At 44.4% G+C, this 16,640-nt stretch carries 10 protein-coding genes; 2 read left to right on the top strand and 8 right to left on the bottom strand.

All coding sequences use genetic code 11. The features are described from left to right. Together H6S82_RS03005 and H6S82_RS03000 are read left to right on the top strand one after the other, a co-directional pair. The coding region (locus tag H6S82_RS03005; RefSeq protein ID WP_191056014.1) for a PAS domain S-box protein at nucleotides 1-4,155 on the top strand (4,155 nt) is incomplete at its 5' end. Further along, nucleotides 4,152-7,658, top strand: a complete 3,507-nt coding sequence (locus H6S82_RS03000; protein ID WP_190463894.1) for a response regulator — start codon at nucleotides 4,152-4,154, stop codon at nucleotides 7,656-7,658. The genes H6S82_RS03005 and H6S82_RS03000, both read left to right, overlap by 4 nt. Nucleotides 7,659-7,781: 123 nt before the next feature. On the opposite strand, the gene H6S82_RS02995 is transcribed toward H6S82_RS03000, so the two are convergent. The 8 genes from H6S82_RS02995 to H6S82_RS02955 form a co-directional block, all read right to left on the bottom strand. Further along, the gene (locus H6S82_RS02995; RefSeq protein WP_190463895.1) at nucleotides 7,782-8,414 is read right to left on the bottom strand and encodes a retropepsin-like domain-containing protein; all 633 of its coding nucleotides are present in this window, start codon (nucleotides 8,412-8,414) and stop codon (nucleotides 7,782-7,784) included. 112 nt (nucleotides 8,415-8,526) lie between these two features. After that, complete coding sequence (locus H6S82_RS02990; RefSeq protein WP_199315206.1) at nucleotides 8,527-8,835, bottom strand: SH3 domain-containing protein; 309 nt, start codon at nucleotides 8,833-8,835, stop codon at nucleotides 8,527-8,529. 160 nt (nucleotides 8,836-8,995) lie between these two features. Beyond that, nucleotides 8,996-9,226 (bottom strand): hypothetical protein, encoded by a 231-nt coding sequence (locus H6S82_RS02985; protein ID WP_190463896.1) that lies wholly within the window; start codon nucleotides 9,224-9,226, stop codon nucleotides 8,996-8,998. Nucleotides 9,227-9,781: 555 nt separating this feature from the next. Further along, nucleotides 9,782-11,182, bottom strand: coding sequence for a ferredoxin:protochlorophyllide reductase (ATP-dependent) subunit N (locus tag H6S82_RS02975; protein ID WP_190463897.1), 1,401 nt, complete (start codon nucleotides 11,180-11,182; stop codon nucleotides 9,782-9,784). A gap of 149 nt (nucleotides 11,183-11,331) precedes the next feature. Next, complete coding sequence (locus H6S82_RS02970; RefSeq protein WP_190463898.1) at nucleotides 11,332-12,210, bottom strand: DUF5331 domain-containing protein; 879 nt, start codon at nucleotides 12,208-12,210, stop codon at nucleotides 11,332-11,334. Between the two features lie 33 nt (nucleotides 12,211-12,243). Continuing rightward, nucleotides 12,244-13,110: a ferredoxin:protochlorophyllide reductase (ATP-dependent) iron-sulfur ATP-binding protein gene (bchL, locus tag H6S82_RS02965; protein WP_190463899.1), complete on the bottom strand. Its 867-nt coding sequence runs from the start codon at nucleotides 13,108-13,110 to the stop codon at nucleotides 12,244-12,246. Nucleotides 13,111-13,660: 550 nt separating this feature from the next. Continuing rightward, entirely contained in the window at nucleotides 13,661-14,656 is a 996-nt protein-coding gene (locus H6S82_RS02960) for an ATP-binding protein (protein ID WP_190463900.1), read from the bottom strand. A gap of 46 nt (nucleotides 14,657-14,702) precedes the next feature. After that, nucleotides 14,703-16,562 carry a serine/threonine-protein kinase gene (locus H6S82_RS02955; protein ID WP_255512202.1) on the bottom strand — a complete coding sequence of 620 codons (1,860 nt, stop codon included), beginning with the start codon at nucleotides 16,560-16,562 and terminating at the stop codon, nucleotides 14,703-14,705. Between the last annotated feature and the right edge of the window lie 78 nt (nucleotides 16,563-16,640).

Genomic DNA, 16,640 nt, shown 5'->3' with positions numbered 1-16,640 from the left:
TTTTCTACTATTTTCCACAGCAGTCCCGATCTGTTATGGATTGCCACTTTATCGGAAGGACGCTGTTTGAACGTCAATGACAGCTTTGCCAAATTTGTGGAATATCCTTATGAAGAAATTATCGGCAAAACTTGCGTTGAGCTAAAACTATGGGATAAAATTGAAGACTTGCATCGCTTCCGCCAAGCGCTTACCAGCGAAGGTAAGTTAGAAAATTTTGAAGTCGTGCTTCGCACTCGATCGCGTCAAGCCAGAACAGTTTTAATGTCGGCTACAGTCAGCCACATAAATAAACAAGATTGCGTAATTGGTTTGCTCAAAGATATTACCGATCGCAAACAAATAGAACAAGCTCTAGCGAGAGAAATTCTTCGCAGCAAAACCCTCCTGGATAGTTCTGTTGATGGTATTGTCGTCCTCGATTCCCAAGGTAATGTCCTAGAAACTAATGCTAGTTTTGCCAGAATGTTGGGCTACACCATAGCAGAAACATTAACTTTAAATCTAGTCGATTGGGATGCTGATTGGAAGCGAGATGAAATCGAACGTAAAATTGCTGAAAATAATCTGTGCATTAACACATTTGAAACCAAGCATCGCCGTAAAGATGGTTCGATTTATGATGTAGAAATTAGTGCCAATAATGTAATTATTGATGGGAAAGAAGTCAACTTTTGTATTTGTCGGGATATTACCGAACGCAAAAACTTAGAACGCGCCCTAGAAGCATCGGAAGCGAAATTAAACGATATTTTAAATACTGCTCCGGCGGCGATTTCCAGGTTTCGCGTGTTTGCCAATAGAAACTGGGAAATCGATTATATCGCTAACGGTTGCGAGGCGCTTTCCGGCTACAGCGCTGCCGAAATCAAAGCAGATAAAACTATTTGGATTAGCAGGATACCCAGCGAAGATTGGCAGGCGATCGAAAGCGATTTATTTGCGAATATTTTTGAGCAACGCACCGCCCATCGCGAGTATCGGTTGCGCCACAAAGATGGCAGTATGCGGTGGATTGCTGAAACTACTAATTCTCGATGGGATCGAACTCAAAAGTGCTGGATGGTGACGGTAATTGCCATCGACATTACGGATCGCAAACAACTGGAGATAGCTTTACAAACTTCAGAAGCTAGGCTGAAATCGGTGTTGAATAATGCGCCTGCCTTTATATCGGGAGTTCGGTTGAGCGATAACGATCGCTGGGAATATGAATATTTTTCACCGGGTATTGAAGCAATTTGCGGTTACACAGGTGAAGAAATTGCCGCCGATTATTCGCTGCTACTATCGCTGATTTTACCTGAAGATATAGAAACTGTTATCAAGCCAGCATTCAAGCGATTTTTTACACCCAATTTTGCCACCACGATTGAATTCCGACTCCGACATAAAAACGGTAGCATTCGGTGGGTTGCTAACTCCTTAAGCACCTATTGCAATGAGACAAATCAATGCTGGTATGGAACTGGCATTATGATCGACATAACCGATCGCAAACTAGCCGAACAAGCTCTCCAGCAAATTGAGTTTCGCTTACAGCAGTTAGCCGCAGCTTCGCCAGGAGTAATCTACACCGTTGTCGAATATCCAGATGGCCCTGTCCAGTATGAGTACCTCAGTCCTGTATTTGAGGAAATACACGAGATTCCCGTCGCAGAAGTGTTAGAACACCCCGAACTTACATTTAACCAAATTCATCCAGACGATCGCACAGGCTATCAGCAAGCAGTTGCCAAAGCTGTGGAAACCATGCAAACGTTCAAACACGAATGGCGAATTATGACGCCTTCTGGAAAAATTAAGTGGATTCAGGCCAATTCTCGACCGCTACGGCGGGAGAATGGCGAGATTGTCTGGCATGGAATAGTTCTGGATGTAACCGATCGCAAACGCGCCGAAGCAATTATCCAAGAAAGAGAAGCTCGATTGAGGTTAGCAATGGAAGTATCGAATGCGATCGCCTGGGAACGAAATCTCCAGACTGACGAGCTATTATTCACCTCTACGATCAAAAAGGAAGTTCCTATGAGAATTTCCTATAATGAAGCCCTGGAAATGGTTCATCCCGACGATCGAGCAAAACTGCACCGAGCCAATCAAGAAGCGATTTCCCAAAGGGGAGGGTTTCAAATCGAACATCGGCTTACTGCTAGTGTAGAGAACCCTGAATGGCGATGGTTGCAGGTAAAGGCCAAAATTTTAACCGATCCCGCAGGCAATCCTACCACCTTAATCGGAATGTCGGTCGATATTACCGATCGCAAACAAACCGAACAAGCTTTGCGGGAAAGTGAAAGTGCCCTTATGGCAGCCCAAAAAATTGCCCATTTAGGCAATTGGTCTTTCGATATCATCACCCCAAAAATCACTTGGTCTGAAGAAACCTTCTACATCTTCGGACTCGATCCTCGCGAAGGCGAACCAACCTACGATCGGTTGTTACAGTTCACCCATCCCGAAGATCTAGAAATTTTACAGCGGAATATCGAACTTGCTGTGAGAGAGGGGAAAGCTTACGAGCATGAAATCCGCATTATTCGACCGGATGGTGCGATCCGGTACACATTCGGTAAAGGAGAACCTGTTTTTAATGAAGCAGGGCAGGTTATTAAATTATTTGGCATCGTGCAGGATATTACCGAGCGCAAACAGACAGAAGAAACCTTGAAAATCACGTTAACTCGCCTGCAAAACTTAGCAACAGCTGTCCCTGGCAATATTTATTCTTTGGTACGGCATTCCGATGCTTCTTTTAAATTTGAATATTGCAATCGGGGGATCGAAGAAATTACCGAGCTAACCCTAGAACAAGCTTTCCAAGATGCAAAAAATGTCATACTTTCTCTTATCCATCCAGAGGATTTACCAGCGTATTTGGAAGCAATCGATCGCAGTCTCCAAACTATGGATATTTTTAAACATCAATGGCGGATTATCACACCTTCGGGCCAACTGAAGTGGTTGCAAGGCAACTCCCAACCCGAACGCCGAAACAATGGAGATATCGTCTGGCATGGGATTGTTTTAGATATTACCGATCGCAAACTAGCAGAGGCAGAACTCTCTCAAGCAAAAGAAGCCGCAGAAGCAGCTAACCGCGCCAAAAGCACTTTCTTAGCAAATATGAGCCACGAATTGAGAACGCCCCTGAATGCCGTTCTTGGTTTTGCCCAATTAATCAGCCAAAGTCCGGGACTTTCTCCCCAAGATCGGGAAAATATCGCCATTATTAACCGCAGCGGAGAACACTTGCTCACCCTCATTAATGATGTGCTAGATATGGCCAAAATTGAAGCGGGTCGAATGACGCTAAACGAAACAAAATTTAACTTGTATCGATTTTTGGATGAGTTAGAAAGGATGTTTTATTTAAAAGCTAGAGATAAAAAATTGCAATTAAATTTTTATCGAGATGCCAGCATTCCTGAATTTGTGCGGACTGATGAAATAAAGCTGCGCCAAGTCTTGATTAATCTGATCGGTAACGCTATTAAGTTTACTGAAGCAGGGCACGTAACAGTGCGAGCGATCGAAAAGACAAAAGGCAGAAACCAGACCAGAGAAAACGAATTTATGGATCTGGATAATGGAGATACTTCCCGGCTGGCTTTTGAAATTGAAGATACAGGGGTAGGCATTCCGGAACATGAATTAGAAAGTATTTTTGAACCATTTTTGCAAACGAGGACGGGTAAACAATCTCAAGAAGGTACCGGTTTAGGCTTACCGATCAGCCGTAAATTCATTCAACTGATGGGCGGCAACATTACTGTCAGTAGCAAAGTCGGCTGTGGCAGCACTTTCTATTTTGATATTCAGTTTGGCTTAGCCGATCGGCTATCAGAATTAAATAAGCAATTACAACTAGAAGATAACGGCCAAATAACCACTAGAGAAAATTATTCTCTTACTCCTATTGAAGAAGCTGCGATAAAGCCCATAGATTTCGCCGTTTTACCTAAAAATTTAATTGAGCGTTTAGAGCAAGCCAGTATCCAGGCAAGCTGGTATGAAATAACTTCCACTATTGACGAAATCGCAGGTATTAATCCTCAGTTAGCCGAGCGGCTTAAATATTTAATCCAAATGTTTGATTACCAGAAAATTGTCACGGCAATTAAACTTTATAAATATACGGGAGAAGATAAATGATTCAGTCATTAGATAGTTACATTAACAATGGATTTACAGCTAATATTTTAGTGGTTGATGATGACATTAATAATTTGCGTTTGCTCACGGAGGTTTTGAGCAAACGCGGGTATGAAGTACGTCCTATCCGAGATGAGCGGATGGTTCCAGCAGCAATTCAGGCTAAGCAGCCGGACTTGATTTTGCTTGACATCATGATGCCGTATATCGATGGCTATGAAATCTGCTCCCATCTGAAAGCTAACGAAAAAACTCGCCATATTCCGGTGATTTTTTTAAGCGCTTTGCACGAAGCAATCGATAAAGTTAAAGCTTTTTCTATAGGTGGTGTTGACTATATTACCAAACCATTTCAAACGGAAGAAGTGATAGCGCGGATTGAAAATCAGTTACATATATGCAGGTTACAAAAACAAATAATAGAGCAAAATGAGCGATTAAAACAGGAAATTAAAGAACGCGAGTTAATGGCAGAAAAACTGCGTTCTTCTCAGGCAGAAATGCGCGGTTTTTTTGAGGCGATGGCAGACATCGTATTAATTGTCGATCCAGATGGCAAGACTATCAAAGTTGCTCCCACAAAGCCCGAAAAACTGTATCCTCCAGGCTCAGATATTATCGGTAAAACAGTAGAACTGTTGTATAAAGAATCGAGTGTAATGTTTCGCAGCCGCATCAGAGAATCACTACATTTGCAGCAAATAGTTAATTGCGAATATAGCTTGAGGGTGGGTCGGGAAGAAGTTTGGTTTTCTGCCAGCATTGCGCCCATTTCTGAAAATACTGCCGCTTGGGTGGCCCGCGATATTACCGATCGCAAAAAGGCAGAAGCAGCTCTTTCCACCAGTGAAGAACGCTTGCACCTAGCCTTAGAAGGCAGCAATTTAGGTTTGTGGGACTGGAACTTGAGGACTGGTGAAATCTACCGCGATCGCGCCTGGAACGAAATGCTAGGTTATCAAGATACCGAAATTGCAAATAATTTAAAAGGTTTTGAAAGCTTGCTGCATCCAGAAGACGTCGTTTTGATGCAAAAAGTCTTAGATGCCTATATCCAAGGCGAAAATAGCTGCTATAAAGTAGAATTTCGGATGCGATCGAAATCCGGCGAATGGAAATGGATTCTCTGCCGGGGCAAAATTTCTGAGCGCGACAGTTCCGGACAGCCAGTGCGAATCACGGGAACGCACAAAGATATCAGTCAGCAAAAAGCTTTAGAACAAGAACTTGCCTTACGAGAAGCGAGATTAAATGCCTTTTTCAAGTGCGCTCCAGTCGGTATGAATATCATAGACAGCGAACTGCGATACGTGCAAATCAACGAACACTTTGCACAAATTAATGGCATACCCGCAGGCGAGCATATTGGCAAAAACATCCGGGAGCTTTTACCGCAAATTGCCCCCACAGTCGAACCCCTTTATCAACAAGTATTAGCAACGGGAGAACCGATTCTCAATTTAGAAATCACCGGAGAAATCCCCAGCCAACCCGGTATAATGCGCCACTGGGTAGTTTCTTATTTTCCCATTGCCCTGAACGACAGCACCCCTTCTAATGTAGGATCGGTGATAGTTGAAATTACCGATCGCAAACGAGCTGAATTAGAGCTGCAACTGGCAAAAGAACGCCTAGAATTAGTGCTTCGCGCCTCCCAAGATGGCTTCTGGGATTGGGATTTAGTCACCGGAGAAATTTACTTTTCACCTCGGTTTAAAGAGATGTTGGGCTACAGTGATGACGAATTTCCCAATGACATATCGGCTTGGGCAAACGCAATCTTTGAAGCAGACCGCATCGCCGCTTTAAAACTCGTAGAAGATTACAACTGCGATCGCATTCCACAATTTTTAGCCACCCAGCGTTTTTACCATAAAAATGGCTCCACAGTTTATATCCTCTCTCGCGCTATTCATCTCAAAGATGCCAATGGAATTCCCATTCGCATGATTGGCGCTCATACAGATATTACCAACCTCAAACAAGCCGAAGAAGCTTTACAAAAAGCCGTCTTAGCCGCCGATGCTGCCAACCGCGCCAAGAGCGAATTTCTTGCTTCCATGAGCCACGAATTGAGAACCCCGCTCAATGCCATCTTAGGCTTTAGCCAAATCATGAGTAAAGACAATTCTATCTGCGGCGAAAATCAGAAAAATCTTGCCATTATCAATCGCGCTGGGGAACATCTACTGGCTCTAATTGATGACATCTTAGAAGTATCAAAAATTGAAGCCGGTCGCACCAATTTTAATGAAAGCAGCTTCGACCTCATACAAATGCTAAACAGCTTAGAACAAATGCTGCAATTAAAAGCAGCTTCTAAAGGATTGCAACTGATTTTTGAATGCAGCCCTAACATTCCTCAGTATGTCACAACTGACCAAGGTAAATTGCGCCAAGTATTACTCAACCTTTTGGGAAATGCCATTAAATTTACAGAAGTTGGCAGCGTGAAAATGCGGGTATATGTTAGTTCTATAGCCTCAGAAATAACGACAGAAAACGAGGCAAAAAAACTCAATCTTCATTTTGAAGTGATAGACACAGGCCCCGGTATTTTTCCTGAAGAGATTCACCTGCTATTTGAAGCATTTCAGCAAACAGAAACAGGTCGTAAATCTCAGCAAGGAACAGGTTTAGGCTTGCCAATCAGCCAGAAATACGTACAATTAATGGGAGGAAAAATTAGAGTAAACAGTAACCCAGGACAAGGAAGCGTATTTGCTTTTGACATTCAAATCGGTTTGGCCGTTCCAGAATTAGTTCAGACACTTAAGCAATATCGAAAAATTATTCATTTGGCTTCCGAACAACCCGAATATCGTATTTTAATAGTTGACGATGTTGCAGAAAGTCGCCTTTTACTCAATAAAATACTCGTATCCATTGGCTTTTCTGTCCGCGAATCTGAAAATGGTAAAGAGGCAGTACAATGCTACAAAGAATGGCAACCGCATTTAATTTTGATGGATATAAGAATGCCAGTAATGGATGGTTATGAAGCAACCAGACAAATTAGATCCGAAGAACAAAAAAGGTTGAATTTCGCGGAAATTTCGGGAGATTCTGTCCCCCCATTTCCCAGAACGATCGTCCTTGCTTTGACTGCTAGCGTTTTCGAGGAACAGCGAAAAAATATTTTAGCAGTAGGCTGCGATGATTTTATTCGCAAACCCTTTCAAACTGAAGATTTATTAGAAAAAATCGGTCAATATCTGGGAGTTGAATATGAATGGGAAAGCGAAAACAAAGAAGCTGAATGTAGCCAGAAAACTTCCGAAAAAGTCCCGGAGGCAGAACTGCAAAACCTGCTGTCTCAAATGCCCCAAGATTGGATAATCAGACTCCACGATGCTGCTTCTGAATGCAGCGACGATATGGTGTTGGAATTGCTCGAAGAAATTCCAGCAGAAAATATCGATTTGGAAAATGCCATTAGAGATTTAGCGGATAATTTCCTGTTTACTCAAATTATTCGCTTGGCTGAAGAATGTATGGAATAATTTGGAATGCGATCGCACAAGTACGTAGTTAGGCTTTAGCCCTCTTAGAAAACCTGGCATCAGAGGCGTCAAGCCCAACTACATACCTGGGCGATCGCCTAAATAATCCCAAATATCACTAATTTATGATTCCTTCTTTTCCCTCCATGTAAAAATAATCTGCTCATCCGCCTGCCTAAACTCAATATTAAACTTATCAAACACAATTTCCCTGCCCAAAAGTAATTGCTCTCCTCCAGTATGACTTTGTAACCATGCTACGGGAGCAATAAAACTGTGCCCTTCAATTGTCATTTGCACATCTCGCGTAACATATTCTACACTACCTGCTATTGTTTCTGCTAATAATTTTGATTCGGCATCAGCTAACCTTAATCCTAAATCTTCCCCTACCTTGAACGAAATCAAACTTACTTCAGCACCCGAATCTACTAACATTGTTGTTGTAATTTCTTGATTTCTATGCTTCAGTTTTACGTGATAATCTGGCAACCAATTATGACGAGTAACTGCTCGAAAGCGAATTGGTAATATTTGGATAGAAGCAACATAGGGAGGAACTAAGTAAATCGCAAATACTTCTCCAGAAGCTTCAGCTAATTCTAAAACTTCCTGCAAATTTTCGCTATGAGCAATCAAACGCTCGGCATTATAAGCAACATATTGATTTTTATACCGATCTAACAACATCCAGCGATTGCGGTTCAACCACTTCAGCATTTCGCGGCTTTCTTCGGGAGAAGGTGTTTTGCTCATAAATTTATAATTGAACAAGGGATAGGAACATCGTCGTTATTAATTAAGGAATTCAGGCTTGATATTTAGCTATTAATTCCCGAAGCTTTTTGGCTTCTCTTAACTTCGTTAATTAGCGGTTGTAGCAGCTAATAAATTCTCTAATCACCCAACCCCAAACTCGATATTGACCATTATAATAACCACCTATTTTAGCCCAAGGGCGGCCTTTATTATCATAAGATATCTCTTGGATATATACTTCTCGGCCATTTCTTAGAGTATTAATTATTCGACCGTTAGGGCGATCCCGAACATTAAGTGGAGTCCCTGTAGGATCTGTCACTTGACAGACGCTTTCTGCTTGAACAGCCCACTCTCCTATAGTAACAGGAACTAATAGAGCAATAGCTAATAAATAACATGGCAGTCTTTTCATCATTGTTTCTCCTTCTTTTTCCTCATGGTTAAAATTTTTCTTCCGAAAAGCATAACATCAGCCGTATTCTTTTATAAAGAATAGGAGCGATGCCAAAGGAATCGCCCCTAAACATATTTTGGGTAAACTTGAAAATTGGCGCTTAAATTACACTTAAGCGCCTTCACTGCGGCTCATTTTGGTAAGAGCGACCGCCCATGTAAAGAGCCGTTGCCAACGCGATTCCAGGTAAAGTGATTACAAATGCCCACGGCGTATTTAACCAACTCTTTGCCTGGTATTTTTGCTTATAAAACGAACAAGCTTCAGCAGAATTAACAGAACTCAACAAAATGCCGCTGGCGATCGCAGCACTGGATGCGATCGCGACCAAGGACAATTTTACTTTCATCATAGTTTTGGCCTCAACTCGTTTTAGCTTTAATTCTAATCGCTAAGTTGGTAAGTTGGGAATTGCCGAGCGGGAAACAAACGATTCGATAGATCGATCGGCTTCGCGAACAGCGAGCGAGCGAGCGTCCAAGCGGCGAGATGCCGATATCATGCAGATTTGGCAAAACCCTAAGAACTCTAACAGCCTATGCAATTTCTATAATCAGTTTTTTACCTAAAGCATTCGCATATCTTTCCAAAGTATAGATACCAACATCTTCTGCATGATTCTCTATTCTAGAAATAGTCGATTTATTCAAATTTAATTGCCGTGCTAATTCTTCATGCGTTATTCCCGCTTCTTTTCTCGCTTAATCTAGGAATTCTTCCACGGGACAGCGATCCGAATCTGTGCGGTAGAATACTATTTCTCTCATGGATTAAGTAGAACGGAACGCTATTTCACTATTTTAGTGCGTTTGGCTTTTCACCTTGACAACTTAATAAAAAAAAGACGATCGAGTTTAACCGATCGCCCTTACTCATATCTACTCGGAGTCACTTACAACAGGGAAACTTAAACCTTTGCTTCTTCCTTCACCAACTTATCCCAACCCAAATCTTTCAGGCTGTTGTTACGGCGCAGCGGACGAGTTACCAGTTCCAGGATGTCGCGTGCGTTGGTAAAGCCGTGAATTTGAGCAAAAGTAAACTCAACCGACCATTTGGTATTGATACCCCGCGCTTCCAACGGGTTAGCATGAGCCATACCAGTAATCACCAAATCAGTCTTCAGATCGTAAATCCGCTGAATTTGATTGTAATTATCCGGTTTTTCGACAATGCGAGGCATCGGTACGCCCATTTCTTGGCAAGTCTTCTCCAGCAATAGCAACTCAGCGGCTTGATAGCGCTTATCCATATAAGGAATGCCGATTTCCGGACAAGTCATACCGCAGCGAATCAGGAAACGTGCTAGAGAGATTTCCAACAAATTATCGCCCATGAAGAACACAGATTTGCCGCGAATTAACTTAATGTAATCTTCCAGACTTTCCCAAATTTGTTTTTCCCGTTCTTCCAATCCCTTCGGCTCAATTCCAAACACCGAGCAAATCTTTTCAATCCAAGCGCGGGTGCCATCTGGGCCGATCGGGAACGGTGCGCCAATCAATTTGCACTTGCGGCGACGCATCAGCGCTGTAGCGGTGCGGCTGAGGAAAGGATTGACACCAGCCACATAATACCCTTCTTCGATGACCGGCAGTTCTGTGAAGCGCTTCGCCGGCAACCAACCGGATACTTTAATGCCTTGTTTCTTCAGTTCCAAAGTCAGTTGGGTGACAACGGGGTCGGGCAGGGAACCGAAAAGAACTAACGGCGGGTGGTTGACATATTCCGACTCTTCTGCTTGTACTTCTTCTTTCTTGCGACCGAAGTTGAGCAGTTTAGCGATCGCATTCCGTTCTTCCTTCTCAGATTCCATCACGGGAGCCTTTTCCGGACAACGCGCTGCCATCGCCGCCAGTACGGTATCTTCCCCTTGAGTGAAGGCGTAGTCCAAACCGTTAGCGCGAGCCACTACAATGGGGATACCCAGTTCGGCTTCTAGCTTGGGTGCCAAACCTTCCAAATCCATTTTGATGATTTCGGTGGTGCAGGTGCCGATCCAAACGATGACGCTGGGGTTGCGATCGCGCTTAATCTGCGAACACAGCCGCTTGAGTTCCTCATAATCATTCAGCTGCGCCGAGATATCCCCTTCTTCCAACTCTGCCATCGCGTAGCGGGGTTCGGCAAAAATCATTACCCCCATCGCATTTTGGAGGAAGTAGCCGCAAGTTTTAGTGCCAATTACTAAAAAGAAGCTATCTTCAATCTTTTGGTAAAGCCACGCTACACAGCTAATCGGGCAAAAAGTATGGTAATTGCCAGTTTCGCACTCAAAATTGAGCGCTTGCGGTTCTGCAACAGTCATAAAATCCTCTCTCGTGCTAGTGCTATAAAGCTAAAAATGAAAGCAAGTTTCCTATAGAGCGGGCAAAATGCCCGCCCTCAGAAATAACGTATGTGAATTTAATGCGATCGAAAGTCTGGCAAAATCTAGCTTTGTGTGCAAAGCCTCAATTACTTGCTCCACTCATCGTCGTCATCATCTTTTTTGGCCTTCGGGTCGGAAAACGGATCGAAGTTGATGTCGCTAAACGCATCCAGGTCTTCGTCATCTAACTCTTTCGTGGACGTATCCCCAAACTCATCCAGCGTCATGTCGCTCAGGTCTGTTTCTAACTCGTCTGCCGTTTCCTCACCCCAGGCATCCAGCGCCGCACCAAAATCCTCGTCTGACTCTTCACCGGACTCGTCTGATGAAGTTTCGACAAACTCATCCAGCGATTCTAAATCGCCAAAGCCTTCGACATCTTCGTCGCTGTCTTCCTCAGACGGGGTTTCGGCCAGATCGTCGAGTTCTATGTCAGCTAAGCTCCCCACATCTCGATCGTCGTCTAGGGAGACTACCGACACATCCTCGTCCAACTCGTCGATCGCATCTTCGCTCAGCTCAACCGTATCAACAGTTTCAATCGTCGTCGTGCTGACAATCACAGCCGGTGCTACTAATGAGTCCTCGTCTTCCTCCAATTCGTCGCGATCGAAAGCTGTTTCGATCGCCGGTGTCGAGGAAGTTACCTCGCTTGGTGGAGCTGAAGGCTCTTTAATCGCTGGCTTGTTTCCTAGCGCTACTTCTGGGTCGAAATTTAACTCCAAAACGTCTATCAGCGCATCTGGACTGGGATTGAGCTTGGCAAAGGGCAACATCAACTGCGCTAGCTTCGGTTCAAGCGCATTTAGGATTCCCAGGATGAGGTGAGAGGGCGGTCGGCGACCGCCATCTGGAGTTTTGACAGACTCCAGCTCCATTTGCAGAGCCAGCCACGAATGATTTACTTGGTAGTATTGCAACCATTTTTGTTTCAGAGCTGATGTGAAATCGTCGAAAAAGGCCACAGTTTCTCTCCCCCATCCTGAAAACTAGACTGATCAAACCATCATTAAGTCTAGTTCTTCTGCCTCTGTCTTGATCGTCGGTTTTGTCGGATTTAAATAAAAGTCTGACAGCAAGGAGAACAATTCGCGATCGGGTGCGTCAGAGGGCACCACACCTTCCGGACGGGCCAAAATCTGATCCGCGATGTTCAGGTAGTAATCGCAGACGTAGTTCAGCGAGGGGTCGGTCTCCGCCATTTCAAACAAAGTTTTGCCCTTGACGCGGGAAACGCGGATGTCTTCAATTAGCGGCAGCACTTCTAGCACCGGCATGGCTACTGATTCGACGTACTTGTCGATTAAGTCGCGCTTGGATGTGCGGTTGCCAATCAAACCGGCGAGGCGCAGCTGGTGAGTGCGAGCTTTTTCGCGCACGGAAGCGGCAATGCGGTTAGCAGCGAATAAAGCGTCGAAACCGTTATCGGTCACGATCAGGCAGTAATCGGCATAGTTGAGCGGTGCTGCAAAGCCGCCGCAAACAACGTCGCCGAGAACGTCAAATAGGATGACATCGTATTCGTCAAAAGCGTTGAGTTCTTTGAGCAGTTTGACGGTTTCGCCCACCACGTAGCCACCGCAACCTGCACCGGCAGGAGGGCCACCAGCTTCTACGCAGTCAACGCCGCCGTAGCCTTTGTAGATTACATCTTCCGGCCAAACGTCTTCGTAGTGATAGTCCTTTGATTGCAGGGTATCGATAATTGTGGGAATCAGGAAGCCTGTGAGGGTAAAGGTGCTGTCGTGCTTGGGGTCGCAACCGATTTGCAGCACTTTCTTACCGCGTCGGGCTAGCGCCACAGAGATATTACAGCTTGTTGTGGATTTACCGATTCCGCCTTTTCCGTAAACTGCCAGTTTCACGCTTGTGTTCTCCTTAATCGTTTCTTATTAAACTCTCGGAGTTTTATTTGTCGCTACGTCTTTTTCAGCATTATTGTCTAACTTCCAAGGAAAATAAAGGGCTTCTCAAGATACTTACGGTATTAAAAGTAACTATTGATGCTTATAAGGCTATTTAAATATGCTTAAGCCATATCCATTCTAAACTAAGCCTATTTAAACTATTTTAAATATATTTATATTTATTTTTTTATAAAAAGCGGTACAAAATACAAAAGTAGAAATGCTTTTGCAGAAAATATCTCAGAAAGTCGATCGCTCGTTTATCCCTTCGATACAAGCCTGCCGCTTCGTGACAGATGCCTTTGAGAGTCTCCGATCTCACTGGTAACTCGAAGCGAGTTCGACTAGGTTCAGTTTGGCCTGAGCTAGCCGCCAATTCGGGGTTTGCAAAGGCAGTCGAGATTTATGTAAAGAATAGTTAAATTTTTCGAGAGCAAGTACCTAAACTAGAACTGATACCCGTGTCGATCGGGATTGGTACGATCTGAGGAGTTATTGCTTATGTATCTTAGGCGCTTCGATACTGATGTAAGGGTTCGCGCAAAGCATTCTGAATTACCTCTCCAATATGCGGTACATCTAGCTTTGTACGCATAGGTCCCGCAAGCTCTGGCTCAAACATTACAACGTGAATTAGCGTCAGTGCTGGTTTCCAACCGACTTCTTTCAATACTTGAAATAAACCTTCAACATGACTTCCGCCATCGGGTGTTCTCGCTCCATTCACCCATGAAAAAATTCGGGTCGGGGCACGCTTCTCTCCAAAAATTGCTGTTTCAATGAAAACGTTCTGATAACGCAAAGTTAGATGAAACGGCAAAGTATTTGGATTAATAGATAAAGAGAGCGGATCGAGGAACATAAATCCAAGCATCTGGAGTCCTGTGGGGGCATAAAATCTCTCTTCATCAAATCCAATCCTAAGCCCGCTAAATAGATGAGCTGCCTCAAATAAGGCTCTACGAACAACACCTAATCTAGGTTTTGCTTGCCCAAAGATTTCAGGATCTGGAATTATTTCAATACTTGTTCCTCGACCATTGCCCTGTTCGACAGCAGTCACAGAACTCTGTGCGACTCCTCTGACAAAGCGTTGCTCCCAAAGTATACCAGAGCGCCAACTTTGCACCGTTAGCCGAACACTAGCAACATTCAAGGGAGCAATACCCAGTCCCAATGTCGTCATATGAACATGGGGAGCGTGTTCATCCTGCGAACGTATCTGGTGAACATGAGTTAGAAACTTAGTAGCAAGACTAATACCCTCTAGATCGCTAGGTTCATCAAATGGAAGTCCGGGTCCATCATCCACAACTGAAATGGTTGCTCCATCTAGTTTTATATTCACAAAGGTTGCTCGATCTACAAGGTAGAAGTCAAGGACGTTGGATACAAGCTCATAAACAAATTGCTCTACTCCTCGCGCTCCCACACTTCCGAAGTACATACCAGGTCGGTAACGAATTTGTTTGATTATTTCTTCGTTTCTCAAGTCTTCAGGCATGAGTTGTTCGCAAGAGCGTATTCACTGTAGACGGGGAGAAAGAGGTTTACTCATATCGCCAAATCTTGACCGTCATATCATCGCTGCCACTAGCAATCGTCCGACCTTGAGGGCTAAAAGCAAGCGATCGAACTTGGTCTGAATGTCCGCCCAAGGTGCGAAGCAGCTGACCGCTAGCGGTATGCCAAATTTTGATCGTGTTGTCGCCGCTATCGCTGGCGATAGTTTGTCCGTCGGGACTGTAGGCAATTGTCCAAGCGGAACCGGAATTAGTCGTGAGGGTGCGAACTAATTGACCCGTCGCCATGTGCCAAATTTTGATGCTGTTGTCGCCACTGTTGCTGGCGAAAGTCTTGCCATCGGGACTCAAGGCAATTGACCACACGGAACCGGAATGACCCGTGAGAGAATGCAGTAACTTTCTGCTGCCAATATTCCAAATTTTGATCGTATTATCCCAACTGCCGCTGGCCAATAAGGAACCGTCGCGGCTAAAGGCGACAGACTCCACAAAGTCCGAGTGTCCGGTCAGAACATCTACCATTTTGCCTGTCACCGGATGCCACAGCTTAATCGTGCCGTCACCGCTACCGCTGGCAAGCATCTGACCGTCGGGACTAAAGGCAACGGAAAAAACAGTGACTGAGTGACCTGAGATCGAATAAATCAGTTTTCCTGTATCGGCTTGCCAAATTTTGAGAGTTTTGTCGGCGCTGCCGCTGGCTAAAATCTTGCCATCCGGACTGAATACTACACAAGTAACTGTGTCTGCGTGTCCGTTGAGTTTGTGAATTAGTTTGCCGGTTTCCAATTCCCAAATATTAATGCTGCGATCGGCACTGCCACTAGCTAAAGTTGTACCATCCCGATTAAAGGCTACGCAAGTAACTGTGTCTGCGTGCTTGGAGAGGGTCTGGACGCATCGCCAACCCAAAGTTTTTTGCTGTAGTTCCGGTGTAACTCTGGGTGGTGGGGGGACGGTGGCGGTGCGGATAACCGTTCTGGATGCGGAGTCGTAGAAATCTTTAAGTATTTCCGATGCTAGTTGATAGCGATCGTCGATCGCATCTTTAAGCATTTTGTCTAAAATTGAACTCAGCTGGTCGCTCACATCCCTGCCTGTCTCCCGGAAATACTCTCGCCATACCCAGCGACCTTCCATCGGGTTGTAAAGGTCTTCCAACTGCGCCCCTGTCAGCAACTGAATGCAGACGATTGCCAAACTGTAAAAGTCACTGGCTGGGTAAACTTTGCCACCCCGCAGCATTTCCAGGGGTATGTGTGCTTGGTTGCCCATTCTGGCACTTGTTCTTTGCAGTTTGGTTTCTGTCAGTTGTTTGGAGATGCCAAAATCGATGATGACAAATTTGCGATCGCTATTTCTGCGGATAATATTTGTCGGTTTGATTTCCCGGTGTATTATTTGTCGGTTGTGAACCAATTGCAGCACCGGCAGGACATCGTAGAGCAGTTCCTTTACCTGATGCTCGTTATAAGCGCCTTGCTCTTGCAAATCCTGGAACAAATTCATCCCTTCAATGTATTGCCGCACCACATACAAACGCTTATCTTCCTCAAAGTAGGTCAATAGCGTCGCAATTTGCGGATACTGCTCTCCCAAATCCACCAGTTGCTTTGCTTCTTGCTCAAACATCTGGGTCAATTTCGCCATCGCCCCAGAATTCCCTTGAATTTGCGGCAAAGGTAAAAATTGTTTGATGACGCAAGCCGTGTTTGTTTGTTCTGCATCTTCAGCTAAGAAGCTTCTGCCAAAAGTTCCCTCACCCATTGGTCTGATGGCTCGGTATCGGTCTAGAAGCACCAGATTTGACGAGCAACTGGAACACTCTTTTGCCCTAGCTGGGTTCTGGGGCTTTTTGCAATTGGGATTGAGACAATAGCTCATACCTGGCAAGGATACACCTGATTCTATTTATGGTAGTTCGAGATCGAAAAGAAAGCTTATTTTAATCCTTGTCTTATT

This window comes from Planktothrix sp. FACHB-1355, from assembly GCF_014748295.1.
GTDB lineage: Bacteria > Cyanobacteriota > Cyanobacteriia > Cyanobacteriales > Aerosakkonemataceae > Aerosakkonema > Aerosakkonema funiforme_A.
The sequence above is the reverse complement of the archived record's forward strand: the minus strand, read 5'-3'. Positions and strand labels throughout refer to the sequence as shown.

Coding starts and splice junctions, on each gene's coding strand:
- H6S82_RS03000 (WP_190463894.1), top strand. CDS start 4,152: ATGATTCAGTCATTAGATAGTTACATTAACAATGGATTTACAGCTAAT.
- H6S82_RS02995 (WP_190463895.1), bottom strand. CDS start 8,414: ATGAGCAAAACACCTTCTCCCGAAGAAAGCCGCGAAATGCTGAAGTGG.
- H6S82_RS02990 (WP_199315206.1), bottom strand. CDS start 8,835: ATGATGAAAAGACTGCCATGTTATTTATTAGCTATTGCTCTATTAGTT.
- H6S82_RS02985 (WP_190463896.1), bottom strand. CDS start 9,226: ATGATGAAAGTAAAATTGTCCTTGGTCGCGATCGCATCCAGTGCTGCG.
- H6S82_RS02975 (WP_190463897.1), bottom strand. CDS start 11,182: ATGACTGTTGCAGAACCGCAAGCGCTCAATTTTGAGTGCGAAACTGGC.
- H6S82_RS02960 (WP_190463900.1), bottom strand. CDS start 14,656: ATGCCTGAAGACTTGAGAAACGAAGAAATAATCAAACAAATTCGTTAC.
- H6S82_RS02955 (WP_255512202.1), bottom strand. CDS start 16,562: ATGAGCTATTGTCTCAATCCCAATTGCAAAAAGCCCCAGAACCCAGCT.